The sequence below is a fragment of the Dysgonomonas sp. PH5-45 genome (genome assembly GCF_029893235.1).
Lineage (GTDB): Bacteria > Bacteroidota > Bacteroidia > Bacteroidales > Dysgonomonadaceae > UBA1309.
Genome location: NZ_JARXWE010000002.1, coordinates 148,848 through 175,771 on the forward strand (window position 1 = coordinate 148,848; position 26,924 = coordinate 175,771).

Here is a 26,924-nt window from a genome sequence, read left to right on the forward strand (position 1 = left end):
CTTGCTAAAAAAGATATTCATATATGTTCTTTTTGCGGTATTAACCCTACCTGCGGTTGCCGACACCATTCAGTCTGCCCCTGTGGTTCAGGAGGCGGTACAACCGTCTTCCATGCAGTTGCGCCAAACAACACTGCGCATCCCCCAAAAACAGGTTATTGAAGAATACAAAAAGGATAGCGACTTCAATTACGAGCGTACCCCTTACAAAAAATCGTGGTGGGACACCTTCATGGCATGGTTCAACAGCCTCTTAGGCAAGGGAATGTCGGGGCTATTCAAAATGCACTTTTTCGAAGTGGGTGTAATCGTGTTGGTTATCATCTTACTGGTCGTTATCGTTCTGCGTATAACAAATACAAACATCAAAGCTATCTTTGGAAAACAAAAGCTCGAAAACGACGGGGTTGAAGTAAACTCCGAAGACGTGAACGAAATGAATTTCCCCGCACTCATTTCGACCGCCATTGCCGGAAAAAACTACCGATTGGCTGTCAGATACATGTACCTGCAATGCTTGAAGCAGATGTCCGACAAGCTGATTATAACATGGAATCCCAATAAAACAAACAGAAGCTATCAGCACGAAATAAAAAGCGACAGCCTTCGCCTGCAATTTCTGAAAACAACACAAGTATTCGACTATGTTTGGTATGGCGAGCAAGACCTATCGACATCCGACTTCAATACAGCCCAAGCACAGTTTAACGACTTCAACCGAATGATTGACAATGAAAAATAAAAGCTTCAAAATATTGCTCATTGTTATATCCGTGCTCATGGCAGGGCTTATTTATGTGGAATCGGTCAGGGAAAAACCCGTCGATTGGACTCCTACCTTCTACAATACCGACAAGATACCTTTCGGCACTTACATTACGTACAATCTTCTGGATTCGGTCTTTCCCAAGGGTTCGGTTCAATCTACCCGGAATACTGTTTACGAAGAACTTTATTACCCCGACTATTCCGGACGGAACAACGACAGCATATACCTCAATGCCGCGGAAGACGAAACGGGTATGGCATATATATTCATCGAAAAAGATTTCAGTATCAATAAGCTCGATCTGGAATGTCTGCTTAATTTTGTTTATGTAGGTAATGATGTATTCATTTCTGCCGAAGCTTTCAGCAAAAACATATTAGATTCCTTACAGATAAAGGCAAACACATCGGCCAGTTTCCTTAATAAAGACACTCTATATACACTGAAGGAGTATAATAAAAAACAATATGCCTTCCAATCAATAGAAGATAAAACAGGTTTACAAACTGACTCTGCCTCCTCGAACTACCATGTTTTAGGCATGAGTTCCCAGAACGATACTACCTTTGTTCGTATTGGTTACGGAGGTGGGAATTTTTACCTACACACTGTGCCTTATGCTTTCACCAATGTAGCTTTGCTCAATACCGATAAATACGATTATGCTTTCCGTTGCCTGTCGTACCTGCCTCAAGACAGTTATGTGATATGGGACGAATATCATAAACGGGGCGATGCCGGGCAGCAGGGGTTGCTGCAAGTAGCAAAGAGGTATCCTCCGCTCAAAATGGCCATCACCCTCACCGGGATAGGCATATTCCTGTTCCTTCTGTTCCGTTCAAAACGGGTACAACGCATCATCCCTGTTATAAAGCCTCCTGTTAATTCTTCGCTCGAATTTTTGAGTACCATAAGCAATGTATTTTACAAGAAACGCGACTACCTTAGCATAGCCGAAAACAGATATAACTTCTTCTTAGACAAAGTACGTAACCGTTACTATATGCGTACCGAACAGCTCGACGGAGAGTTTATGAAAACACTGAGCTTGAAATCGGGTGTGGAACAACCCTCTGTGGAGCGCATCTTTTACCGATACAACCGCCTGCGGCAGGAAACGCCGGTCAGCAACGCTACTTTCATAGCTTTTAACGAGGCCTTGGAGGAGTTTTATAAAAAAATTGAAATAACAAACAAAACCAGATAAAACTATGTCGGATTTAAATTTTCAGTCGAGAATAGATTTCAGCCAACTGAGCCAAAGCGTTCAGCAAATGAGGCACGAGATAAGCAAAGTAATAGTTGGCCAGCACCAACTCATAGAGCAAATGATTGTAGCCATTCTTGCCAACGGACATATTCTGATAGAAGGCGTTCCGGGTGTAGCTAAAACACTGTCGGCAAAGCTATTGGCAAGAACACTGAAAGCCGATTTTCATCGCATACAGTTCACGCCCGATATGATGCCCTCGGATATACTCGGAACAAGCGTTTACCTGCAAGGCGAAGGCAGATTCGAGTTCAAGAAAGGCCCTATATTCTCGAACATAGTACTGATTGACGAAATTAACCGTGCCCCTGCAAAAACACAATCGGCACTTTTTGAGGTAATGGAAGAGCGCCAGATAACAAACGATGGCACAACCTACCCTCTTGGTTATCCTTTCCTTGTGGTTGCAACTCAAAACCCTGTAGAACAAGAAGGTACATATCGCCTACCCGAAGCACAGTTAGACCGTTTTCTGTTTAAAATTGTGGTAGATTATCCCAACCTGAACGAGGAAGTTACGATACTTGAACGCCAAAACAGCGGTGAACTGCTGGCAGGAAACGATATTCAACCGATAATAGATGCCGAAACACTATCCCGCCTACGAGCTGATATAGAGAAAGTTCACGTTGAACACAATTTGTTGGAATATATTGCCCAGATAGTAGGTTCTACACGTCAAAGTTCGTGGATAACATTGGGAGCATCGCCCCGTGCGTCGCTTGCCATACTCAACTCGGCAAAAGCATTGGCTGCCATCCGTGGCCGCGACTTCATTACGCCCGATGATATCAAGGAGATGGCTTTGCCCGTTCTTCGTCACAGAGTTATCCTCACGCCCGAAAAAGAGATGGAAGGCACATCAACCGATACCATTATATGCCAGCTAATAGACAAGACACAAGTTCCCCGTTAATCAGGTTTTTCAGAGATTTGTATCTGCCCAACCGCTTCTTCATCGCACTGGCCGTTTGTGTGGTGGGCTTCGTTGTGAGCTATATCGTAGGACGGTATTTCTTCACGATGCAACTGCTGGCACTTGTGTTTTTCTTTATTTTTTTGATAGACCTTGTCTCCCTGTATAGGGTAAAACAAGGCGTGCTGGCTAAGAGAATCTGCCCCGAACGCTTGTCGAACGGCGATAAGAACCCTGTGGCAATAGAGGTTACCAACCGTTACCCCATACCCATAGGAATTGAAGTTGTAGACGAATTTCCTATTCAGTTTCAAGACCGGAAAACCAGTTTTAAAAAGAATATACTGGGACGCAAAAAATCGGTGATTTTCAGCTACACCCTGCGCCCAACGAAACGGGGTGTATATGGTTTCGGGCGGCTCAATGTATATGTATCGTCCGGTTTAGGGTTGGTAAGGCGGCGTTACAGGTTTAACCAATACGCAAATGTTGCTGTCTATCCCTCGTTTATCGAAATGCACAGATACGAACTTATTGCCGCATCCCATAGGCTTACAGAATACGGAATAAAAAAGATAAGGCGTATAGGCCATGCCTCGGAATTCGATCACATAAAGCATTACGTTATGGGCGACGACCCACGTACTATAAATTATAAAGCATCGGCACGTACAGGTCAACTCATGGTCAACACTTATCAGGAAGAACGTTCACAACAGGTCTACTGTATCTTAGACAAGGGCAGAACAATGAAGATGCCTTTCCGTGGAATGACGCTTCTTGACTATGCCATCAATTCGTCTCTGATGGTGTGTAGCACCGCTCTGAACAAAAGTGATAAGGCGGGGCTAATAACTTTTTCAAGCAAGATTGATGAAATGCTGCCTGCCGACCGCCGCCAAGGTCAAAAAAATAAGATTCTGGAAACGCTCTACGGGCAACAAACCAACTTTAGGGAATCGGACTACGAACGGCTTTACATTACCCTTAAAAATAAAATCACACAGCGAAGCCTTATCGTGCTTTATACGAACTTCGAAACAGTGAACGGTATGCGCCGCCAACTGAAATATCTGAGCCGTTTGGCAAAAGATCATCTGGTTTTGGTAGCTTTCTTCTTGAATTCGGAATTTAATGAAGTTTTAAACACCGAACCCGAAGATATTGAGGCCACTTTCCGAAAAGGTATGGCCGAAAAACTGTCGTACGACAAAGAATTGATAGTTAAAGAACTGAATCGTTACGGCATACACGCCCTGCTGACAACGCCCGAAGAGCTGACAATCAATTCAATTAATAAATACTTGGAATTTAAATCGCGCGGACTAATCTGATTCTTTGCTGTAAGCATCCATTGCCTTCTGTACCGAACCATGTTTTAAGAGCAGTTGCTCGGCTTGGCTATAACCGATATTTAATTCGTCGGAAAGCATACGAGTACCCCTGTCTACAAGCTTATTGTTCGATAGTTGCATATTTACCATACGGTTACCTTTAACCCTGCCCAATTTTATCATCGTTGCGGTAGAAATCATATTCAAAACCATTTTTTGCGCCGTTCCCGACTTCATACGTGAACTTCCCGTAACAAATTCAGGCCCTACAAGCGTTTCGATGGCTATATCAGCCTCCTGTGCTATTGGTGAGTGCGGATTACTGCTGATGGAGGCTGTGAGGATTCCCCTTTTGCGGGCTTCTTTCAAAGCACCAACAACATAAGGTGTAGTGCCCGATGCGGCTATACCCACAACAACATCTTGTTCCGTAACATCGTGAGTCAAAAGTTCTTCCCAACCAGCTATGGTATTATCTTCGGCTTTTTCCACAGGGTTACGCAGTGCCTTATCGCCTCCCGCAATCAGTCCTATCACATACGTGGCAGGCATACCAAAAGTCGGGGGAATTTCAGAAGCATCGAGAACACCCAATCGCCCACTTGTTCCGGCTCCTAAGTAAAACAACCGCCCTCCACACTGCATACGCAAAACGATTTGCTCCACAAGCTTTTCTATCTGCGGAATGGCCTTCCCGACGGCTAAAGCGACTTTCTGGTCTTCGGTATTTATATCTACAAGCAGTTCGTGTATGGTCTTATTTTCCAGATCATCATACAGCGATGGCTGTTCGGTAATCTTTACAAATGTCATGCCCGTGTATGGTATTGTAGTAAGCCTTCCATTGGCGACTGAAGGATTGTAGCGATAGTTAAACCATATTCGGCTGCTACTTCTTTCAGTATATCGGCATAATAATAAGCTATCGAACCGGTAAAACTAAGTTTGCATGTCTGATAGTTTTCGTATTTTACGATATTGTATTCGAAAAACTCACGGAATGTTTTTCTTACTATATCGCCAATCTCCTTCACGTTTATATGTTCAAGTACAAAAGGTGATACACTTGCCATAAAACGGCTTGCCTGCGGTTGCTTATACACCCTGTCGAGCAGAATCTCTACCGTCAGTTTATATTCGGCAATAAATTTATCGGCTATATCCTTAGGCATGTTTTTTTTAAAACAAGATTTCAGAAACTCCCGACCCAAGGCCGAACCACTCCCCAAATCGTCGAGAATGAAGCCAAGCGAAGTTATATTATCAACGATGTCCGTCCCATCATACAGGCAAGAGTTTGAACCCGTACCCAATATGCAGGCAATACCCCGTTCCTTGCCCAATAGGGAACGTGCCGCAGCAATCAAATCACTACCCACCTCAATCCACGGGGCGTTTATGCTTAAAGCTATAGCACGGCGCACATCTTCTTTCTTGTCATACTCGCAACCCGCACCATAGAAATATACAGCCTTGATTTTATGCTGCCTGATTTCGTTCATCAAGTTCATTTCGATCTCGTGGGCAATGGAGTCGGTTGTCTGATGGTAAGGATTTAATCCTTTCGTATATACTCTTTTTACAAGCTCTCCTTTATCGTTCACCAAACACCAATCTGTTTTGCTTGCTCCGCTATCTGCTATCAGTTTCATTGATATCGTTTTAGTTATGAAGTTATCTTGGTCTTTTCTACTTATTAATATATTCGATTGTCATTCTGAGCTTTAGTGAAGAATCAGTTTTGTGTAACAACAGATGCTTCCTATCGTCAGCATGACAAAATACTATAAGTAAAAGGTTCCTAATACATATTTATCCTTTTTCAAAGAAAATAAAAAAAGCGTAACATCCGAAATGTTACGCTTTAATATTTCGCAAAGCTTATTTTTTATTTAGTTTGTTCCAGTTTCAATGTTTTTGTTGGCTGATCGCAAACTTCGGTCGGCCCAAAGTATTGGATGGGACCCGGATACACATACTCGGTGTTTATAGCCCAGTTTTCGCGATTGGCAGCAAAGTACTTAAAGGGAGCACCATCAAGCATTACCAATGCTTTCTGTATAACGGGTTTAAGTTCGCCATGACGGCGTTCCATATTCATCATCATCGTAACCGGAACCCCGCCTGCAATCCACTCTTCGGCCGGAGCCGTTGTGTTGCGTACAGATGCCATATATCCCGTTTTGCCTGCACCGATAAGAGCCGAAGCCGTATATCCGAGTGCATAGCAATAATCGGCATCGTAGTTCGATGGTGCGGCACAACGGCCTTCGTAACCAAAGAAGTGTACCTGAGTAGAAAACTTACCGGTGTATTTTCCGTCCTGCTTCCATGCAGCCAATTTTGCGGCAACCATTTCGGCAAGCAATTTTTCTGTTTCGATAAGCGAAACCTGAACATTTCCGTGAGGGTCGCGGTCGAGCGTCAACTGACGGGCAACACCCTCAGGAAGGCTTGCATATACCTCTGAGTTTTCAGCGGATAAATGGTCTATAATATATTGACGCTGACGGTCTTTTTCGATAGCATTAAACTCATCCTGATGGTGTGCAAGGAAGTCGTTGAGTTCAGCAATAAGAGCCTTCATGGCAGGGATAAACTCAATCAGCCCTTCCGGGATAAGCACCGTACCAAAGTTATTTCCGTTCTTAGCACGAGCAGCCACTACATGGGCTATATCGGTAACGATTTCGTCCAGCGACTGGCCTTTTGCTTCAACTTCTTCCGAAATTAAACAATAATTTGGTTGTACTTGCAAAGCGCATTCCAAGGCAATGTGCGATGCCGAACGACCCATCAATTTGATGAAATGCCAATATTTACGAGCCGAATTACAGTCGCGCTGAATATTACCGATAACTTCCGAATAAACCTTACAGGCAGTATCGAAACCGAAAGATGTTTCTATCATTTCGTTTTTCAAGTCGCCATCTATCGTTTTGGGGCAACCTATCACTTGTACTCCGGCGTTGATCGATTTGTAATACTCTGCCAACACACAGGCGTTGGTATTTGAGTCGTCTCCCCCGATAATAACCAAGGCTTTGATGTCCAGACTTTTCAGAATTTCAAGTCCTTTGTCGAATTGTTCTTTTGTTTCCAACTTTGTACGTCCCGAACCGATGATATCAAAGCCACCCGTGTTACGGTATTCGTCAATAATGTCGGCCGTAAGTTCTATATATTTATGGTCGATAAGCCCTCCGGGACCCATCAAAAAACCATAAAGTTTACTATCCGGATTGGATTTCTTAATGCCATCAAAAATACCGGCAATAACATTATGCCCTCCCGGTGCTTGCCCCCCAGAAAGGATTACCCCTACATTAGCTGCCGGACTATTCACTTTTTCGCCCGATTCAACAAATTTGATGATAGGCATACCATAAGTGTTTGGGAAAAGCTGTTTCACGGCTTCCTGATCGGCTACCGATTGTGTTGCAGCACCTTCTTCTACTCTAACCGCCCCATACAACGCCTTAGGCATCTTAGGCTTGTAAGCAGATCTTGCTATTTGCAATGCACTTTTTGTCATCTCAAAAATCGTTTTATTGTTATTATAATTCAATTTCTTAAAAATCCGAAAGCATTGGTTTATATACACATACCAATGCTTCTGCTTTGTAATACCTTTTTTATTAAAAGGTTTATTTTATAAAGAACTTATCTGATCGTAAGGTAAGCGTGCCAAAGTGTCGGCAACTTTTGCTATGCCTTCCTGCAAGGGTTTAGACAGCATCGGCTTCAAAAACGGATTCAGATTCACCTTAACGGTGAGCTTCATCGCTGTTTCGGTTTCGGACTTAGCCTTCAATTGCACCCACATATTAATGTCGAAAGGCAGTTTTTCACCCTGCAATTTTATTGTTGAGTTTGGCTCACGTTCCACAATCACAAAACGAATGCTTCCTACCGGATCGACCGAAACCGTAAATGAATCCCTGTCGCACGAAAAGTTTTTCATTTTCTCCAGTTTATCTTCCGGCAAACGGTCTCTCACCAACTCCAGTTTACTTAAATCGGATAATACCGGAAATATAACCTCATCCGAGTATGGTATAATTTTTATTTCACTGGTAAATTCTGTCATTCCCCTTCAATTTATCAGTTTTATTTCCAATCGGCCGGAGCTTTTCTCCATTCTTGCAGTGTGGCCAAATCTTCCTTTGCTATATATTCTATTCTTACAGCTTCCTGCAATACTGCTTCGTAGTTTGTAAGGGTGGTTAGTTCTACCTTAGCATCGGCAAAACGTTCGGATGCAATAGGGAAACCATAGGTAAAATTGGCAACCATACCTATCACTTCCGAGCCATCGTTGCGTATAGCCTCAACAGCTTTCAGACTGCTGCTTCCTGTGGAAACAAGGTCTTCAACTACTACTACTTTGCTTCCTTGTTTTAAATCGCCCTCAATAAGGTTTTCCAAACCATGATCTTTTGGTGTAGCACGGACATAAACAAATGGCAATCCTAAAGCATCGGCAACCAAAGCACCGGGAGCAATAGCTCCTGTTGCAACTCCGGCAATAGCGTCAACTTCGGGGTATTTTTCCATGATAACGCGCGCCAACTCTATCTTGATAAAGCTTCTGATTGTAGTGTAAGACAGTAACCTACGATTATCACAATAAATCGGAGACTTCCATCCCGAAGCCCAAGTAAACGGGTTTGATGGTTGAAGCTTAATTGCTTTTATACGAAGTAATTTTTCGGCTGTGATAATTTCTAAAGAACTCATAAGGCTTTAAATATCTAAATATTGAATTTCTGAATTGCAAATATAATATAACAAAGGTAGAATAAAGCCGAAAAAACGAAAATTATTTTCTTTAATACTCGCCAATGCTTCACTTAAAAAATATTATTGAATACTAAGCATAAGTATCTGTACCAAAAATATTGCATATATTTGTTCTTAAATATTATAAAGCAGCTTTAAAGCAAAAATGAAGATAATTTGCACAAAATTTGGCTATTACAATTCACTGCACAATAATAACATAAAAAAAACGTTAATTGAGAGTAGTGCAAAGACGGAATATCCGGTTCTGTATCTGAAACCCGACTCTTCGATACAGAAAGGCGGGAAACCGTTTTACATCCCCGATTTCTCGGCCGACATCCGTTGTAAAATCGGGCTAATTGTAAAAATAGACCGTTTGGGAAAGAATATTGGCAAGAAGTTTGCGCATCGTTACTATAATGAGATTGCTGTTGGGGTAAACTTAACGGCGCACGATGTGGAGATAGACCTGAAAGAAAGAGGATTGCCCGGCGACTTGTCGCAAAATTTCGATTATTCGACTATTTTAGGCGATTTCGTTGGCATTAAAACTCTCGGTAAAGGCCTAAACGATTTGTCTTTATCGTTGTCTGTAAACGAAAGTGTTCAACAAAAATCGGCCATTGATAACTTGGAGGATATTATAGATAAAACCATTGCGTATGCCAGTTGTTTTTTTACACTGAAAATAGGTGATTTGTTTTTCTTCGATTTGCAAGAATCGGAAACAGCCCTGAAAATAGGCGACCATGTAACAGGAAAAACAGAAAACCAATTACTTGTTGATTTTCACGTACGGTAAACTGAACAAAAGGTATAAGCCCATTTTTAAAAATCTGTCATGACAAGAAAAAATATTAGATATTACATTCATCTGTTCATCATTACGCTTACCTTTCTTTTTTGCAACTTACAGCAAACACAGGCTGCAATGAATGATGGAAACCGTTATGCGGCAAATTCTGTTTTGGCAGAAAGCGATTGGTATAAAATACAGATAGCCGAAACAGGTGTTTATAAACTTACTTACGAAGACCTGAAAAAGATGGGGTTGCAGAATCCTCAGAATGTTCAGATATACGGCTACGGTGGATGGATTCTTGACGAAAACTTTGTAAAGCCTTATGTTGACGACCTTCCCCAAATATCTATATGGATGAGTAAAGAGCCCGCCAATTTTGGAGCAGGCGATTACATCCTCTTTTACGGGCGTGGAGATGTGAAATGGGAGTATAGCAACAGTTTACAGAAATTCATACAGACACAAAACCCTTACTCGCTCGAATCTTTTTATTTTGTAACAGAAAAAGCAACCGGGCAAAAACGCGTTGAAACAATCCCTTCCGACGAAGAAACCACAGCCACAATATCAACATCTACTTTCAACGATTATGCCCTGCACGAAAAAGAATTAATAAATCTGGGCGAAACAGGACGGCAGTTCTTTGGCGAAAGCTTTAATGTAACTACCAGCCAATCATTTCCTTTCACCCTTACAGGAAATATTGCCGACTCGATTACCATCATCGACTATAACTTCGCTTATGCCACAGGCTCCTCTGCCGCTGCAAAATTGGAGCTAAGTGCTAATGGTACAATTATCAATACCGCCGCTCTAAGCAGCAGTAACCTTGGCGATTATATAGTAGCTTTCGAAAAAAGCGGCTCGTTTTCAGAAAAAAATATCGGGGAAAACCCTTCGTTCAAATTGGCGGTCACAAAAGGGTCGTCGGCCGATAAAAACTTGTATCTCGACTACATTCGCATAAATTATACCCGCAAGCTAAAGCCTTATGGAGCATCAACCCTTTTCCGTAGTAAAAAAAACAGTCCGAGCTTAAAGTTCGAAGTCGCTAACGCAAACAGCAACACACTTATATTTGATGTTACCGACAATACAACAATAAAACAGATAAAGGGCAACCTCTCAGGGACAAATCTGTCGTTCGTTGCATCGAACACTGTGATGAGGGAATACGCGTTGGTCGATCTCAACCAAAGTTTTTCTAAACCCACGGTTATAGGAAAAATCAACAATCAGAACTTACATGCAGCCGAAACGCACGACATGGTTATCATAGTTCAGCCTTATCTGCAAAAATATGCCGAGCAATTGGCTCAAATACATGCCGACGATTCGGGGCTGACCTCTCTTATTGTTAACCCACAAGATATTTACAACGAATTTTCTTCGGGCAAACCCGATGTAATGGCATACCGCCGTTTTCTGAAAATGTTTTACGACCGTAAACAATCGGGAATGATAGACGAAAGCCCTAAATACCTGCTTCTGTTTGGAGATGGCTCGTACGACAATCGCTTTATTACCAACGAATGGAATAAAGCCGAAAAGAGAGGTATATTGCTTACATATCAGTCTGTTATTTCACTAACCAACAACGGATCTATCTGTACTGACGACAATATAGGGCAATTGAACGATGAAGAAACAACAAACAACAAACTACAGATTGGCATCGGGCGAATACCTGTACGCACTACCAGCGAAGCAGCAATTGCTGTAAATAAAATAGAAAAATATATCAAAAACGAAAATCCCGGAATTTGGCAAAATTCAATCACCTTGATTTCTGATGACCTATTGGGTGGAAAAAGTAGTACAATAAGTAGCGAAAGAAATCACATAAATGGCTCTGAGATTATTGCCAACAATATAAAAAAGAACTTTCCGGAAGTTATTACTCAAAAAGTGTACGAAGACGCTTACGAGCGGGTGATAACATCCAACGGTCCCCGCTACCCCGAGGCTCAGAAAGCGATGTTCGACTATATAGACAAAGGAACATTAGTACTTAATTATATTGGGCATGGTTCTCCGCGCGATTGGGCACACGAGTATATAATTGTACAGCAAGACATTGAAAATATGACTAATACATGCCTGCCTTTGTGGATTACCCAAACTTGCGACTTTGGCCGCTTCGATGCAAACGACCTTAACTATGCCTCGTCGGCCGAAACAGCATTGCTCAACCCAAAAGGAGGGGCTATTGCTTTATTTGCAACAACAAGAGTGATAGGTATTAGTGGGTCTAAATTACTAAACAATAATTTCTTTACCGAAATGTTTACCCCAAATAAGGATGGCAGCATGCCCCGCCTTGGAGATATCATCATGAAAGCAAAAAATCAAACAATAAATAGCGACAATAAAGTATTCATTCTATTGGGCGATCCTGCTTTGCGGCTCAACTATCCCAAACAAGAGTTCAAGGTAAAGGTTACTGAAATAAATGATAAACCTATTGGGAGCAGCAATTACCAGATGAAGGCTCTGTCGTACAACAAAATAAAAGGACAGATTGTAGATGCCGGCGGCAATCCGGTTACAGACTATAACGGAACGCTTCGCTCTATTGTTTACGACAGCGAGCAGGAGTTAAAAACACGGGGTAACCAACGGAATGGAACAGACCCTTCAATAGCAACAAACTATACAGATTTCACGAATACAATCTTTACCGGAAACGCCCAAATAGTGGATGGCGAGTTTGAGTTCGCCTTTGTTACCCCAAAAGACATTCTCTATACCGATGGACAGGGAAAAATGAACTTCTATGCATATTCCGACGAGATGGGCGATGCCAATGGTTACTTCAGCCAATATGTTGTTGGTGGTACAGATGGTTCGGCTGTTGAAGAAAATAACCCGCCGGTAATAGAAGCATTGTATCTGAATAAAGAATCGTTCAAGTCGGGCGACGTTGTCAACGCCACTCCTGTGTTCTATGCCCAGGTATCGGACGATACGGGCATCAACCAATCGAGTGCCATCGGCCATAATATATCAGTGATGATAGACGGAAAAGACAGTTACGACCTTACATCTTACTTTCAGTTGAACGATTCATTGCCAACCGTAGGGTCGGTCAGATACCAACTGCCCGAAATGAGCAACGGAAAACATAGCCTTATGTTTAAGGTATGGGATGTATGGAATAATTCGCAAACACAAAACGTAGAATTCGAAGTTTCGGATAACTATAAACCTAATATCTACGACTTCAAGATATGGGGCAACCCTGCACGGACAAGTACTAAATTTGTATTCACGTCCGACGTTCCGGGGTCAACGCTTAAAGTCAAGTACCAAGTATTTACAATGACAGGAGCTATGGTGTGGCAGCACGAAGAAAGCGGCACATCATCGACCATGAGCAATTACGTGTACGAATGGGATTTAAGAGGGGGCAACGGAGCGCGTATAGAAGCCGGAGTGTACATCTGCCGTGTTACGATAAGCATTGACGGAAAAGGCGAATCGGCAAAATCAGAAAAATTAATCGTATTAGGACAATAAAAAGTATCTTTGTCTGTTTATTTAGAAGATTGATAATTTAAAATACAAGAATGAAGAACGTAATAAAAAGATCGCTGCTGTGTGCATTGTTTGCTATGTGTGGAACGGTTGCTTTTGCCGATGATGATATAAAAGAAACAAAGCTTAACCCTATTATAACAGCTATGCCTTCGCTCTCTATAGCCCCCGATGCTGTGGGCGGAGCTATGGGTGATGTTGGTGCGGCAACAATGCCTAATATATTTTCGCAACACTGGAATCCCGCCAAATATGCCTTTATAAACAGTAAGGCAGGGGCTTCCATATCGTACACCCCTTGGCTTAGAAAGTTGGTAAACGATATCGCACTTATATACGGTGTTGGATATTACAAGATAGGGAGTGACGACAATCAGGCAATCAGCGCCTCGGTGCGTTATTTTACTATGGGTGACGTTCCCTTAACCAGCGAAACCGGTTTTGAAGACTATAAAGCAAGTCCTCACGAAATGGCTATTGACATTGCGTATTCAAGAAAACTGACCGAAACCTTTTCTGGTAGTATCGCTTTTCGCTACATAAGAGGTGACTATACAACCGGAACAGATGGCGACGATGGTACCCCCGGAAATGCCTTTGCCGCGGATATTGCCGGATACAACGAATCGTACCTCATGCTTGGCGACCGTGAATGTATGTTAGGTCTTGGATTTAATATCTCGAACATAGGTAGTAAAATATCGTACGACGACGGAAATACTTACAATTTCCTTCCAACTAATATGCGTTTAGGTGGTTCGTTAACCGTTCCAATCGACGATTACAACTCTTTCAGCATCAGCGCCGACATAAACAAGCTTTTGGTACCAAGTAAGCCCGAAATAAAAGAAGGCGAAACTGCAACCGAAAGAGACCAACGCTACAGCGATATGAGTTCTATCAGCGGTATATTCAAATCTTTTGGTGACGCACCCGGTGGATTCAAAGAAGAGCTGAAAGAGGTAATGTGGTCGATAGGTGCTGAATATCTGTATAACAATCAGTTTGCTATCCGTGGTGGTTATTATTACGAAAACAAGGAAAAAGGTAATAGAAATTATTTCTCTGTAGGTGCCGGTTTCAAGATGAGCGTATTTCAACTGGACGCCGCTTACCTAATATCTACAGCACAGTCTAACCCGTTAGATCAAACGTTGCGTTTCTCAATATCGTTCGATATGGATGGTTTACGTAATCTGATGAAGTAAAGACAAAAACTATGCAGATAAGAGTTGGTTTTGGATACGATGTACACCGCTTAGCCGAAAACAGGGAACTGTGGCTGGGCGGCGAAAAAATAGAGCACGAAAAAGGCTTGCTGGGACATTCGGATGCGGATGTCCTTCTGCATGCTATCTGCGATGCTATGCTCGGTGCTGCAAACATGCGCGATATAGGTTTTCACTTCCCCGACACAGCCGGAGAGTACAAAAATATTGACAGTAAAATACTTTTGGCACGTACTTCGGAAGTCATCGGGCAGAAAGGATACCGGGTAGGTAACATTGACGCTACCATTTGTGCCGAAAAGCCCAAAATAAACCCTCATATCCCCAAAATGCAAGAAACCATTGCACGGATACTGAACATAGAAACAGACTGCGTATCTATAAAAGCTACTACTTCCGAAAAAATGGGCTTCGTTGGCCGTGAGGAGGGATTCTCGGCCTATGCAGTAGTACTTATCGAAAAAGATTAAGAACGATGCTTCAATCTGCTCGAATTGAATCTACAGCCGATGGCTCTCCTACTTTATATATACCCGAGTTAGACGAACATTATCACTCCGTTAACGGGGCAATACAAGAGTCCAAGCATGTATTTATAGATGCAGGGTTGCGTCCGATTGCTCAAAAAAGTAAAAATATATCTGTCTTGGAAATAGGCTTTGGTACAGGGCTGAATGCTCTGCTTACTCTGCTGGAAGGAAAAAAACTGAACCTTAATATACATTATACAACCTTAGAACTATATCCCCTGCCCTTAAATCTGGCCGAACAATTAAATTACCCCGAAGTTTTACAAACTAAAGATGAAAACCTTTTCATTAACTTACATCAGGCAGAATGGGGAAAGGTGGTAGAAATAACACCCAACTTCACTCTCCACAAAATCGAAACCGACTTTAGCAAGCCCAACTTCGAGACAGGAAACGAAGCGTTTAACCTCATATACTTAGATGCTTTTGCTCCCAATAAACAAAATGGCGTATGGACACAAACCGTCTTTAACCGTCTTTTCGGCAAAACCATCCAAGGTGGAATACTTACCACCTACTGCGCTAAGGGAATAGTAAGGCGAATGATGCAGCAGGCAGGATATACGGTTGAACGCCTTCCCGGACCTCCCGGTAAAAGAGAAATGCTCAGAGCATTCCGGCCAGGAGGATGAAAATTAATATTCTTCATAATTCCCGAATATGCTAAAAAAGCAATATATTTGCTTAACAAACTTTTAACAAAAGCTCTATGGTTAGCAATAAGAAGAAAGTATATGCAATAATCAATCCCGTATCAGGAACATCGTCAAAACACAGTCTGCCTCATCATTTGGCCGAAGAACTTGATGCACACCGTTTTGAGTTACATATATTTATCACCGGATATGCCGGTCATGGTTCAGAGATTGCACAATTGGCCATAGATAACAACGTAGATTATGTTATCGCTGCCGGAGGCGACGGTACTGTAAACGAAGTGGCCCGCACCCTTATCGGCTCCGACACTGCTTTGGCTATCATTCCGTTGGGCTCGGGTAATGGGTTGGCTCGCGACCTGCACATTCCTCTTAACCCCAAGGCAGCCATCCAGATTATAAAGGAAGAGAATGTCAACGCCATCGACTATGGCATTGCCAACGATCATATATTTTTCTGTACGTGTGGTATGGGCTTCGATGCCATGGTAAGTCAAAAAGCAGCCAACGAGAAAAAAAGAGGTTCTATAATGTACCTGAAAACCATGCTCGAATCCTTTTTTCAGCTAAAGCCACAAGAATACGAAATTATCTGCGCCGAAGGCACACTGAAAGATAAAGCCTTTGTTGTTACCTGTGCCAATGCCAGTCAATATGGGTACAATGCTTACATTGCGCCAAATGCCGATATTCAAGACGGTTTGATGAACATTGCCATACTAAAACCACTCAACATATTGGATGTGCCGCAAACAACCTTGCAGCTTTTCTCCAAAAATATGGACAACAACAATAAATTAATAGAAATACTTACCAACGAGGTAACTATAAAAAGAGAAAAAGAAGGGGTTATTCATGTTGATGGCGATCCTGTTGAAACAAGTAAAGATATCCATGTCAGGATCATACCTAAGGGCTTGAAAGTTCTGACACCCACAAACGTAACTAACAGCAAATTTACACCTACCGAAATACTATCTAATATACTCCGTTGGGTTTAGCCATCAGAAAGCCACATCGAGGCTTATCCTTATACCATGTTTATCTATATTGGGATGGTCTAAATAATTAAGGCGGCGCACATAATCTATGCGGAATATTTTGAGTATATTTTCCAAGCCAATATTGATTTCCATATAGGGCTTTTTATCTATTGTATAAACTTCTTCGGGAAAAGCCAATAGTTTTCTGTTATGATCCGGATTGTTCTTTTTAGACAATGAGCCCCAAACACCTCTGAAACCAAATATCTCGCGCCAACCGAAATGCTTAATAAGAGGTATGCGGTTCAGCAACCATCCTCCCATCCTATAATTTATATCCCATGTTACTTGTGCATCGCTGACAAACTCCATCGGGTTCAGCAAATAGAACGATCCCTTTTGTACGGTGTAAGATGTATTGGCATTGGGCGACACCAAGGCTGTAAAAGGTGCTTCGCCAAACAGTTTTTCGGCAGTTACGTTTGTATAAACCTTGCCAAAGGGGGCTATCCAAAACTCTTTTGTCATCGAAAAATTAAGACGGTGGTATGCGAAATCGCCTCCCATAACATCTTTCAGACTTGCCAAATACGACAGGTTATAAATAAACCCTGAGGTAGAAAGTGTTCGCCTGATACGCCTCTGTTGAAAGAATTTTTCTTTGTAGGCATAACGCAAGTCGAGTCCTACTTCCGTAGTTTTCAGCCTATCCCAGATATGCGAATTTCCATATTCATCTATTTGTTTGAACACCAAATTCTTGACTGGCTTTTCATCGTGTGTACGGGCAAAAAGGTTGTATGAAAAACCGCTGTGATATTCACGCTTATAGGCTATTTGTGTCGAAAAATCGTAAGTCATACGGTCGTATTTACCCGATTTGCCCGACATAAATATATTATCTCTTTCGGCTTGCAAAAAGCGTTGTCCCAGAGCATTAAGATCGTATTTTACGGTAGCGCTCAGGTTATTGACCGGAAATTCATCTTTATGATATTTCGGCTTATTAAACGCCCAGTTTACTTCGCCCATATATTTAAATTTCTGATCCTTTATACCGTAAGCCCCATAACCGTACAAGAAAAGGTGCGGATGAAAATGGCTTGTAGTAGTCCCCGTTAGCCTGAAACGTGCCCCTTCAATATCGTTATAACTGAAAAAAGTCAGCACAGTACCTATATCAAATTTATTTTTCTCTTCATCCTTCGATGTAGGTATGTAAGACGATGACAATATGTTAGCAGCTCCTACGGCAATTTTGAAGAACCGCTTTTTCATCAACTCTTCCATCATTTCGCCAACCTCATAATCTTTATTGAAGGTTGTTGGCCGGCTCGCATCCCAATATTCTTTCGACATCTTATCGTAGCCCGAAAGATACAATACAGGGTTCGGATTTATAAAGACAGCATCCATCGGCTGATTGAATTCAAAATCGTTGAAGTCTTTTACTTTTTCTACATAAAATTTGGCAACATCCACCAACGACAAATCCATAGCCATAATATATTGCTTGGGAATCCACACACCGGGTTTTGTTTCCTCAAACTCCTGCTCTATAAGCATAGCTTCAACAAAGTTCAGGTTCGCATTTGTAGGCACACGCATCGAAAGCCGCTTTATGGCATACGCAGAGTCGGTCGACACATACAGATTGCCCATAAAACCTACATCGCGTGTATTGAAAGGCACAAAGCCCAGATTTACATACTGCCGTTGGTCTATACTCACAGTATCAATGATATACCACTTATAAAAATTGACCGAAGCAACCGAACTGAGTGGCCCTACAAAGTCGCGAAAAAGGATATTTATACTATTATCGGTTATATCTACGTCTTTAATTACCTCCTTCAGAACGGCGTCGATCGACTCAAGGTTCATTCCTTGATCCAGACCTTCCGTTTTATGTGCTTTAACAATACGTTTGGTATCTTTTGGCGATTTACGGTAATAGAAACTCGACAAGGTTTCGCGCAAAGACAGAGGCAGGATAGGTTTATTATCAATCCTTGAAGTATCGCCATATTTTGCGAGGAACTGCATGTTTTTCTTTTCGGCCTTTGTTTCATCAAACTCGTTCAAGGCTATAAAAACACGGTCGAACTCCTCTACCTGATAGTTATTTTGTGCCGTGGCCAGATGTTCGTGCTTATGCTCAATTACTTTCTTTATGAGTTCTACGGCAGGATTATTCTTTTTGGAGTATTTTTCTTTTTTTGGGCGGATTATTACTTCATCAAGTTTTATGCCTTCGGGCTTCAGCCTGATATCCAAATTTGTGTTTTTTCCAATGGGTACGGTTATCGTGTCGCTTACATATCCCATATAGGATACTATAACCCTGTTTTTTTGGTTGCGATTACTGAATTTAAATTTTCCCTTCTCGTCGGTATTACCGCCAATCGTAGAATCGTCAAAACGTACTGTGGCAAACTCTACCGGATCGCCCGAAACAGCATCCCTAACCACTCCGTTTACAGTTGTTGTTTGTGCAGAAACACTTATCTGAACAGCAAAAATAAAAACAAGAAAGATGGCAAACCTAATGATAATATTCGTAATAATGTTTGTGTGCATATAAACTTCAAAAATGCCCAAGATTGGATGTTCTCGGGCATTTTATTTATTTGATATAATAATTACCTCGGTCAAAGATATTTCTATTTAAGCTGAAATCAATAACTATAAGGTTATATTTATCTATTTTTTTCAAAAAAAACGGTTCTTTATACCAGAGTTTACTCCATTAGCTTACGGTAGCGTACCCTTTTGGGCTCAACATTACCCAGACGGGCTTTTTTGTTTTCTTCGTATTCGCTATACGAACCTTCAAAGAAAAACACTTCCGAGTTGCCCTCGAATGCCAAAATGTGAGTACAAATACGATCGAGAAACCAACGGTCGTGCGAAATTACAACAGCACAGCCCGCGAAATTTTCCAGACCCTCTTCCAAAGCCCGCAATGTGTTCACGTCAATATCGTTGGTAGGTTCGTCCAGAAGCAGCACATTGGCCTCGGCTTTCAACGTTAAAGCCAAATGCAAACGGTTACGTTCTCCACCCGACAGTACCCCGCAAAGTTTTTCCTGATCGGCTCCCGCAAAGTTGAAGCGCGACAGATAAGCCCGTGAGTTTATTTCCTTGCCTCCTACCCTCACAAACTCCGAACCACCCGATACAACCTGATAAACAGATTTATTCGCGTCAATATCTTCGTGTTCTTGGTCAACATAAGCCGTTTTCACCGTCTCACCAACTTCAAACGTTCCTTTATCGGCTTTTTCCAAGCCTTGAATCAAACGGAAAAGCGTAGTTTTACCCGCACCGTTAGGGCCTATAACACCAACAATACCATTCGGAGGAAGCATAAAGTTTAGGTCGTCAAACAGCAATTTGTCGCCATAAGCCTTAGCAACACCGTGTGCCTCTATTACTTTGTTTCCCAAACGGGGACCGTTAGGAATAAATATTTCAAGTTTTTCTTCACGTTCTTTTTGGTCGGCATTCAATAATTTCTCGTAATCATTAAGACGTGCCTTTCCTTTTGCTTGGCGGGCTTTAGGAGCCATGCGTACCCACTCTAACTCACGTTCGAGGGTTTTGCGACGCTTACTCACTTGCTTTTCCTCTTGTTCCATGCGTTTGGTTTTCTGCTCCAACCACGATGTATAGTTTCCTTTCCAAGGAATACCTTCGCCACGGTCAAGTTCAAGAATCCACCCTGCCACATGGTCAAGGAAGTAACGGTCGTGCGTGATGCAGATAACCGTTCCGGCATATTGTTGCAAGTGCTGCTCCAACCAGTCGATAGATTCGGCGTCCAAGTGGTTGGTAGGCTCGTCCAAAAGCAACACATCGGGTTGCTGAAGCAACAAACGGCAAAGAGCCACACGGCGTTTTTCACCTCCCGAAAGGTGTTCTGTCAGTTGGTCTTCGGGCGGGCAACGAAGAGCGTCCATGGCACGCTCCAGCTTATTGTCCAGATTCCAAGCATCGGTAGCGTCTATTTTATCTTGCAACTCGGCCTGACGGGCAAACAAGGCATCCATCTTATCGGGATCTTCGTAATACTCCGGAAGTCCGAATTTTGCATTAATTTCTTCATATTCGTTCAAAACATCAAGAACGGGTTGCACACCTTCCTGCACAACTTCGCGAACGGTTTTCGTAGGGTCAAGCTTAGGGTCTTGCTCCAAATAACCTACCGAAAAACCTTTGTCCGAAACTATTTCTCCCTGATATTCTTTGTCGATGCCTGCTATTATTTTCAGCAAAGACGACTTACCCGATCCGTTCAGGCCGATAATACCAATCTTTGCTCCATAATAGAACGACAGGTAAATGTTTTTAAGTACTTGTTTTTGGGGTGGATAGATTTTGTTAACCCCAATCATCGAAAATATAATTTTCTTATCGTCAGCCATAGATGTATTTAAATATATATTTTAATGTTTTGATAATTTCGGTTTTCTTTTCTGCGAGTGCAAAGATAAGGCAATTTAAGAGGTTAGACAAACACCCTGACAAATCAGTGCATTATTTTAAAGAGTAACTCTTTCAGCAGCTCGCCATCGCCTACCGAGGCATTGTTCACGCCTTTGCATTTAGCATCGTAGGCTCGCAACAGCGATATCACCTCCATCGATTTGAACGCGTTATAACTTCTTAAAGCAGCCACATAATCCTTTGCCTGATAAGGGTTGCGAAAACCCAGTTCGGAGGCAATGCCATTTTCCGATTTATCTTTTGCCCAATAACAAACCATCAGGTTACTGAAAAAATTGAACAATACGACCAAGGTAACAATCAATGGATTGTTTTTGGGGTTTTTCTCAAAATAATCGGCTATCCGGTTAGCTTTGAAAGTATTTCGTTCTATAACGGCTTTCAGCAACTCGAAATTATTGAAGTCTTTGCTGATGCCAACATTTCGCTCTATGAGGTCGGCTGTTATGCGTTTCTCACCTTCGGGCAACGACAACAGAAGTTTTTCCAGCTCGTTTACCAATCGACTGAGGTCGTTCCCTACAAAGTCGGTTAGCATTTGCGATGATTTCTGATCAATACCCAACCCCTTCATCGTGAAGTACGACTGAATAAAAGCCGGTAGTTTATATTCGGGTATCTTTTTCGACTCAAAAACAACCCCGTTTTTTTCTATCTCCGCATACAATTTTTTACGCTTATCCAGATTCCCATTCTTATAGTTAAGGATAAGTATAGTTGAGGCAAGAGGATTTTTTACATAAACCTCAAGTTCTTCAATTTTCTTCAGATTTTGAGCCTCTTTCACCACTACCAACTGATAATCAGACATCATGGGAAAACTGCGGCACAGCGTCACCACTTGCGCCACATCGGTTTCCATGCCATAAAGTATGGTTTGGTTAAAGTCACGCTCTTCTTCGGGTAGTACTGTATCGACTAATAAATCTGTCAGTTCGTCTATATAATAAGGCTCATCGCCCATAAACAGATAAACAGGACGAAATTTGCGTTCTTGTATGTCTTTTCTCAGGTGATCGAAATTCATAGCGCAGGGAAAGGGGGATTAGAAACGCAAGTGTTTTACGGTCGACCCATTATTTATCAGTGTAGTAAGGGCCTTGATGCCTATTCTGACATGTTCCTCCACAAAATTATCGGTAACCACCTGATCGCTTTTTTCGGTTTTAATGCCCGACGATATCATCGGTTGGTCTGAAACCAACAACAAAGCCCCCGTTGGTATCTGATTGGCAAAACCACAGGTAAACAGCGTGGCGGTTTCCATATCGACAGCCATCGCCCTAATGCTGCGTAGGTACTCTTTAAATTCTTCGTCATGCTCCCACACCCGGCGGTTGGTTGTATAAACCGTTCCTGTCCAATAATCGTGGTTAAAGTCGCGAATGTTTGACGATAACGACCGCAACAAACTAAATGCGGGCAGCGAAGGTACTTCCGGAGGAAAATAGTCGTTAGACGTTCCTTCGCCTCTTATGGCTGCAATAGGTAAGATATAATCGCCCAGCCTGTTATGTCTCTTTAAGCCTCCGCACTTACCTAAAAACAATACAGCTTTTGGCGATATGGCACTCAGCAAGTCCATAACAGTAGCCGCATTGGCGCTACCCATTCCGAAGTTGATGATGGTTATTCCCCCACCCGATGCGTTGGGCATATTCCCGTCAAGCCCCAATATCGGCACTTTAAAATGCTCGGCAAATATCTCAACATAGCGGCTGAAATTTGTCAATAATATATATGGTGTAAAATCTTCGAGCGCCCTTTTGGTGTACCGGGGCAGCCAATTTTTAACGATTTCTTGCTTTGTCTTCATTTTAATCCTAATTTTACGTTCACGGATTCCCGCTTTCAAGAACAAATCAGCAGAAAACAAAGATACAAAAAAATGCTTGCGCTTAACTTACCCCCTTTCAATATAAAGCTAAAGAAAGCTAATGGAAAAATCATGGTTTGGGATGGTTTACGTGGCAAGTACGTTGTTCTCACACCCGAAGAATGGGTACGCCAACATTTTGTAAACTATCTGGTACACGAAAAAGGTTATCCGCCAGCTTTGATGGCCAACGAAGTACAAATAGAGCTGAATAACCTAAAAAAAAGATGCGATACCATTATATATAATCGCAACCTTACTCCATTAGCAGTAGTTGAATATAAAGCGCCCGATGTGAAGGTAAGTCAGGAAACCTTCGACCAGATAATCCGTTATAATATGGCGCTAAAGGTCGGTTACCTGATAGTATCCAACGGTTTGGAACATTACTGTTGTTGCATTGATTATCAAAAACAAACTTTCTCTTTTATGGAAGATATACCTCACTACGGCTGCTTGCATCAACTATAATTTTGTTTTGAAGAGCAAGTTATTTGAATTCGGGTCTTAAATAATTTACCTTTGCGTAAAAAAATTTCCAATTAGAATGATTCAGATAGACGATACAATAATATCGCTCGATATTGTTGAAGAAAATTTCCTGTGTAACCTTTCGGCATGTAAAGGCGAATGTTGTGTAGATGGCGACTCAGGCGCACCCTTAGAACCCGAAGAAGTAAAACTTCTGGAAGAAGCATTGCCCCATGTCTGGGACAGCCTCTCGCCTCAGGCACAAGCCCTGATTAAAGAGCAAGGTGTTGCCTACAAAGATCGTGATGGCGACATGGTTACATCCATCGTGAATGGTAAGGACTGTGTTTTCACTTATTACGATAGCGACGGAACGTGTAAATGTGCAATAGAAAAAGCTTACCGCGAGGGCCGTATCGGTTTCTACAAACCAGTTTCGTGCCACCTCTACCCCATCCGCCTTGGCAAATATAGGGAATTCACAGCCTTGAACTACCACCGTTGGAGGGTATGCAAAGCCGCCGTTGAATTGGGCAACCAGAAAGGGCTAAAAATATACCAGTTTCTGAAAGAACCACTCATCAGACGTTTTGGGCAAAAATGGTACGACGAATTATGTCTCGTAGCCGAAGAATATCTTAATAGCAAAATGAAAGACTAATATATTGTCAAACATATCCTTTGACCCATAAAAAAATAAATTTTTGTTCATTTAACGAACAAAATCATTACTTTTGCGTTTCAAAAAAAGCAAAAGAACAAGTTGCGGAGAAGAAAGAAACACTGAGCAAATGCAGAAAAATTTAGTCATAGTTGAGTCGCCGGCAAAGGCCAAAACAATAGAAAAATTTCTTGGTAAAGATTTTAAAGTAATGTCGAGCTACGGGCACATACGTGACCTCAAGAAAAAAGACTTAGGTATCGATATCAAGCATAATTTTATGCCCATATACGAAATATCGCCCGACAAAAAAAAGCTGGTCTCCGAACTAAAAAGCGCTGCTAAAGATGCTGAAATAATATGGCTTGCTTCCGATGAAGACCGCGAAGGAGAAGCCATATCATGGCACTTGTTCGAAACTTTGGGTCTCGACAAAAAAGACACCCGGCGTATCGCTTTTCACGAAATAACGAAAGATGCGATTCTGCATGCCATCGAAAATCCACGCAATATAGACCAAAATCTGGTTGATGCACAACAGGCACGCCGTATTCTTGACCGCATTGTAGGGTTCGAGCTATCGCCCGTTCTCTGGAAAAAAGTAAAGCCTGCCCTTTCGGCAGGACGTGTACAGTCGGTTGCCGTACGGCTCATTGTGGAACGCGAACGGGAAATACACAACTTCAAAGCCGAAAGCGCGTACCGGATTATTGCCTTTTTTACTAAAACAGACGAAAAAGGTAAAATCCAGGAAATAAAAGCGGAACTAAACAACCGTCCCAAAACAAAAGCTGAGGCGATGGCTCTTCTCGAAAAGCTGAAATCGTCTCATTTTTCGATAGAAAGCATACAAACCCGTCCTACAAAAAAGTCGCCTGCCGCACCTTTTACCACATCAACACTGCAACAAGAAGCCTCGCGTAAGTTGGGTTATTCGGTAAGTCAAACCATGATGTTGGCACAAAAACTGTACGAGTCGGGAAAGATAACATATATGCGTACCGATTCGGTAAACCTATCTGGGCTGGCAATAAACACATCGAAAGCCGAAATATCATCGACCTATGGCGATCGTTATGTAAAAACACGCCAGTACGCAACTAAATCGAAAGGCGCACAAGAGGCTCACGAAGCCATACGCCCCACATACATAAGCGAGCACGAAACTACAGGTACAGCTCAAGAAAAAAAACTATATGAGCTTATCTGGAAAAGAACCATAGCATCGCAAATGGCTGATGCCGAATTCGAAAAAACTACGGCAACCATAAACTTTGGCGATAACCAACTGAAATTTATAGCCGAAGGCGAAGTAATGAAGTTCGATGGTTTTCTGCACGTATACCTCGAAAGTACGGACGATGAAGAAATAATAGAAACAGAAGAAGGTATATTGCCTCCCATGAAGGAGAACGAAGAATTGGGCTTCAAGGATATAACTGCAACCCAACGTTTCAGTCAGCGTCCACCCCGTTATACAGAAGCATCGCTCGTACGCAAACTGGAAGAACTGGGTATTGGCCGCCCCTCTACTTATGCCCCCACCATCTCTACTATACAAAACAGGGAGTATGTTATTAAAAATTCGCTGGAAGGAACCGAGCGAGCGTATAATGTATTGCAACTAAAACGCAAGCAAATAACAGATAGCGAAAAAACCGAAGTGTATGGTGCAGATAAAAATAAGTTGATGCCAACCGATATAGGTATGGTTGTTAACGATTTCTTGATTGAGTTTTTTCCCGATATAATGAACTATAACTTTACGGCAAACGTAGAAAAACATTTCGACGATATTGCCGAGGGGAATTCAGAATGGACATCGGTTATTGATGGTTTTTATAAACACTTCCACCCGATTGTAGAAAACGCAATGGATACCCAAACCGAACGCAAAGTGGGCGAACGGGTATTGGGTACAGATCCTAAAACAGGGAAACAGGTTTCGGTTAAAATAGGACGTTTCGGGCCAATGGCGCAAATAGGTACGCAAGACGAAGAAGAAAAACCACAGTTTGCAAGCCTGCAAAAAAATCAGTCGTTAGCAACAATCACACTCAACGAAGCATTAAAGCTGTTTGACCTACCTCGTACCTTAGGTACATTCGAGGATAAGGAAATGACCGTTGCCGTTGGACGCTTTGGACCTTATGTAAAGCACGATAATAAATTTGTATCTCTGCCCAAAACAAGCGACCCTTATCAGATAACAGGCGAAGAAGCCATTGAGTTAATTATCGACAAACGGCGCAAAGATAAGGAACGAATCATCAAAACGTTTGAACAAGATGCCGATATGCAACTGCTTAACGGACGATTTGGCCCCTATTTGGTATATAAGAAAAAGAACTACAAACTGCCAAAAGGTGTAGATCCTAACGAAATGACATTCGAAAGTTGCATGAAAATAGTTGAGATAACCGATAAAAAGGACGACAAAAAACCTGCAAAAAAAACTAAAGCATCTACAAAAGAAAAGGTAGATAAAGAGGTTAAAACAACAACCAAAAAGAAAACAACCTCAAGCAAGGCTAAAGCAAAATAAAAATCAGTTCCTCTGGACTTGAGAGTAATGATATAAGCCCCAAAGGCGACA

Annotated in this window: 22 protein-coding genes; 13 read left to right on the top strand and 9 right to left on the bottom strand. The window is 42.0% G+C overall.

Going from position 1 to position 26,924, the window contains the following annotated elements:
• The first annotated feature begins 1 nt into the window (after position 1).
• The 4 genes from M2132_RS01650 to M2132_RS01665 are packed head-to-tail and all read left to right on the top strand — an operon-like array spanning position 2 to position 4,289.
• Positions 2-742, top strand: a complete 741-nt coding sequence (locus M2132_RS01650; protein ID WP_280670666.1) for a DUF4129 domain-containing protein — start codon at positions 2-4, stop codon at positions 740-742.
• Positions 732-1,976, top strand: coding sequence for a DUF4350 domain-containing protein (locus M2132_RS01655; protein ID WP_280670668.1), 1,245 nt, complete (start codon positions 732-734; stop codon positions 1,974-1,976). Before M2132_RS01650 ends, M2132_RS01655 begins: the two co-directional genes overlap by 11 nt.
• A gap of 4 nt (positions 1,977-1,980) precedes the next feature.
• Entirely contained in the window at positions 1,981-2,955 is a 975-nt protein-coding gene (locus M2132_RS01660; RefSeq protein ID WP_280670670.1) for a MoxR family ATPase, read from the top strand.
• Positions 2,919-4,289 (top strand): DUF58 domain-containing protein, encoded by a 1,371-nt coding sequence (locus tag M2132_RS01665; protein WP_280670672.1) that lies wholly within the window; start codon positions 2,919-2,921, stop codon positions 4,287-4,289. The genes M2132_RS01660 and M2132_RS01665 overlap by 37 nt, the downstream gene beginning before the upstream one ends.
• Here the strand turns inward: M2132_RS01665 and murQ are convergent.
• From murQ to pyrE, 5 genes are all read right to left on the bottom strand, one after another.
• Positions 4,281-5,102, bottom strand: a complete 822-nt coding sequence (gene murQ / locus M2132_RS01670; RefSeq protein ID WP_280670674.1) for an N-acetylmuramic acid 6-phosphate etherase — start codon at positions 5,100-5,102, stop codon at positions 4,281-4,283. The two genes, M2132_RS01665 and murQ, sit on opposite strands and share 9 nt — an antisense overlap.
• The gene (locus M2132_RS01675; protein ID WP_280670676.1) at positions 5,099-5,941 is read right to left on the bottom strand and encodes an ATPase; all 843 of its coding nucleotides are present in this window, start codon (positions 5,939-5,941) and stop codon (positions 5,099-5,101) included. The genes murQ and M2132_RS01675 overlap by 4 nt, the downstream gene beginning before the upstream one ends.
• 236 nt (positions 5,942-6,177) lie before the next feature.
• Positions 6,178-7,824, bottom strand: a complete 1,647-nt coding sequence (locus tag M2132_RS01680; protein ID WP_280670679.1) for a diphosphate--fructose-6-phosphate 1-phosphotransferase — start codon at positions 7,822-7,824, stop codon at positions 6,178-6,180.
• Between the two features lie 117 nt (positions 7,825-7,941).
• Positions 7,942-8,379: an SRPBCC family protein gene (locus M2132_RS01685; protein ID WP_280670681.1), complete on the bottom strand. Its 438-nt coding sequence runs from the start codon at positions 8,377-8,379 to the stop codon at positions 7,942-7,944.
• Positions 8,380-8,399: 20 nt separating this feature from the next.
• A complete protein-coding gene (gene pyrE / locus M2132_RS01690) occupies positions 8,400-9,029 on the bottom strand; it encodes an orotate phosphoribosyltransferase (protein ID WP_280670682.1) in 630 nt (209 codons plus the stop codon).
• A 208-nt stretch (positions 9,030-9,237) separates the two neighbouring features.
• On the opposite strand from pyrE, the gene M2132_RS01695 reads away from it, so the two are divergent.
• The 6 genes from M2132_RS01695 to M2132_RS01720 all read left to right on the top strand — a co-directional run bounded on the left by M2132_RS01695 (position 9,238) and on the right by M2132_RS01720 (position 16,829).
• Positions 9,238-9,876, top strand: coding sequence for a fumarylacetoacetate hydrolase family protein (locus M2132_RS01695; protein ID WP_280670685.1), 639 nt, complete (start codon positions 9,238-9,240; stop codon positions 9,874-9,876).
• A 39-nt stretch (positions 9,877-9,915) separates the two neighbouring features.
• Complete coding sequence (porU, locus tag M2132_RS01700) at positions 9,916-13,395, top strand: type IX secretion system sortase PorU (protein ID WP_280670687.1); 3,480 nt, start codon at positions 9,916-9,918, stop codon at positions 13,393-13,395.
• Positions 13,396-13,445: 50 nt separating this feature from the next.
• Positions 13,446-14,621 carry a type IX secretion system outer membrane channel protein PorV gene (porV, locus tag M2132_RS01705; RefSeq protein ID WP_280670689.1) on the top strand — a complete coding sequence of 392 codons (1,176 nt, stop codon included), beginning with the start codon at positions 13,446-13,448 and terminating at the stop codon, positions 14,619-14,621.
• An 11-nt stretch (positions 14,622-14,632) separates the two neighbouring features.
• A complete protein-coding gene (gene ispF, locus M2132_RS01710) occupies positions 14,633-15,112 on the top strand; it encodes a 2-C-methyl-D-erythritol 2,4-cyclodiphosphate synthase (protein WP_280670691.1) in 480 nt (159 codons plus the stop codon).
• Positions 15,113-15,117: 5 nt separating this feature from the next.
• Entirely contained in the window at positions 15,118-15,804 is a 687-nt protein-coding gene (mnmD, locus tag M2132_RS01715) for a tRNA (5-methylaminomethyl-2-thiouridine)(34)-methyltransferase MnmD (protein ID WP_280670693.1), read from the top strand.
• Between the two features lie 77 nt (positions 15,805-15,881).
• A complete protein-coding gene (locus tag M2132_RS01720; protein ID WP_280670695.1) occupies positions 15,882-16,829 on the top strand; it encodes a diacylglycerol kinase family protein in 948 nt (315 codons plus the stop codon).
• A 3-nt stretch (positions 16,830-16,832) separates the two neighbouring features.
• Here M2132_RS01720 and M2132_RS01725 read toward each other — a convergent pair whose 3' ends face one another.
• From M2132_RS01725 to M2132_RS01740, 4 genes are all read right to left on the bottom strand, one after another.
• Positions 16,833-19,391 (bottom strand): DUF5686 and carboxypeptidase-like regulatory domain-containing protein, encoded by a 2,559-nt coding sequence (locus M2132_RS01725; protein ID WP_280670697.1) that lies wholly within the window; start codon positions 19,389-19,391, stop codon positions 16,833-16,835.
• A gap of 161 nt (positions 19,392-19,552) precedes the next feature.
• The gene (gene ettA / locus M2132_RS01730) at positions 19,553-21,238 is read right to left on the bottom strand and encodes an energy-dependent translational throttle protein EttA (protein WP_280670699.1); all 1,686 of its coding nucleotides are present in this window, start codon (positions 21,236-21,238) and stop codon (positions 19,553-19,555) included.
• A 104-nt stretch (positions 21,239-21,342) separates the two neighbouring features.
• Positions 21,343-22,347 (bottom strand): DNA polymerase III subunit delta, encoded by a 1,005-nt coding sequence (gene holA / locus M2132_RS01735; RefSeq protein ID WP_280670701.1) that lies wholly within the window; start codon positions 22,345-22,347, stop codon positions 21,343-21,345.
• 18 nt (positions 22,348-22,365) lie between these two features.
• Entirely contained in the window at positions 22,366-23,136 is a 771-nt protein-coding gene (locus M2132_RS01740; RefSeq protein WP_280670703.1) for an AMP nucleosidase, read from the bottom strand.
• A gap of 72 nt (positions 23,137-23,208) precedes the next feature.
• On the opposite strand from M2132_RS01740, the gene M2132_RS01745 reads away from it, so the two are divergent.
• From M2132_RS01745 to topA, 3 genes are all read left to right on the top strand, one after another.
• A complete protein-coding gene (locus M2132_RS01745; protein WP_280670705.1) occupies positions 23,209-23,667 on the top strand; it encodes a type I restriction enzyme HsdR N-terminal domain-containing protein in 459 nt (152 codons plus the stop codon).
• A 76-nt stretch (positions 23,668-23,743) separates the two neighbouring features.
• Positions 23,744-24,328 (top strand): DUF3109 family protein, encoded by a 585-nt coding sequence (locus M2132_RS01750; RefSeq protein WP_280670707.1) that lies wholly within the window; start codon positions 23,744-23,746, stop codon positions 24,326-24,328.
• A gap of 130 nt (positions 24,329-24,458) precedes the next feature.
• Positions 24,459-26,873 carry a type I DNA topoisomerase gene (gene topA / locus M2132_RS01755; protein ID WP_280670709.1) on the top strand — a complete coding sequence of 805 codons (2,415 nt, stop codon included), beginning with the start codon at positions 24,459-24,461 and terminating at the stop codon, positions 26,871-26,873.
• Positions 26,874-26,924: the final 51 nt, after the last annotated feature.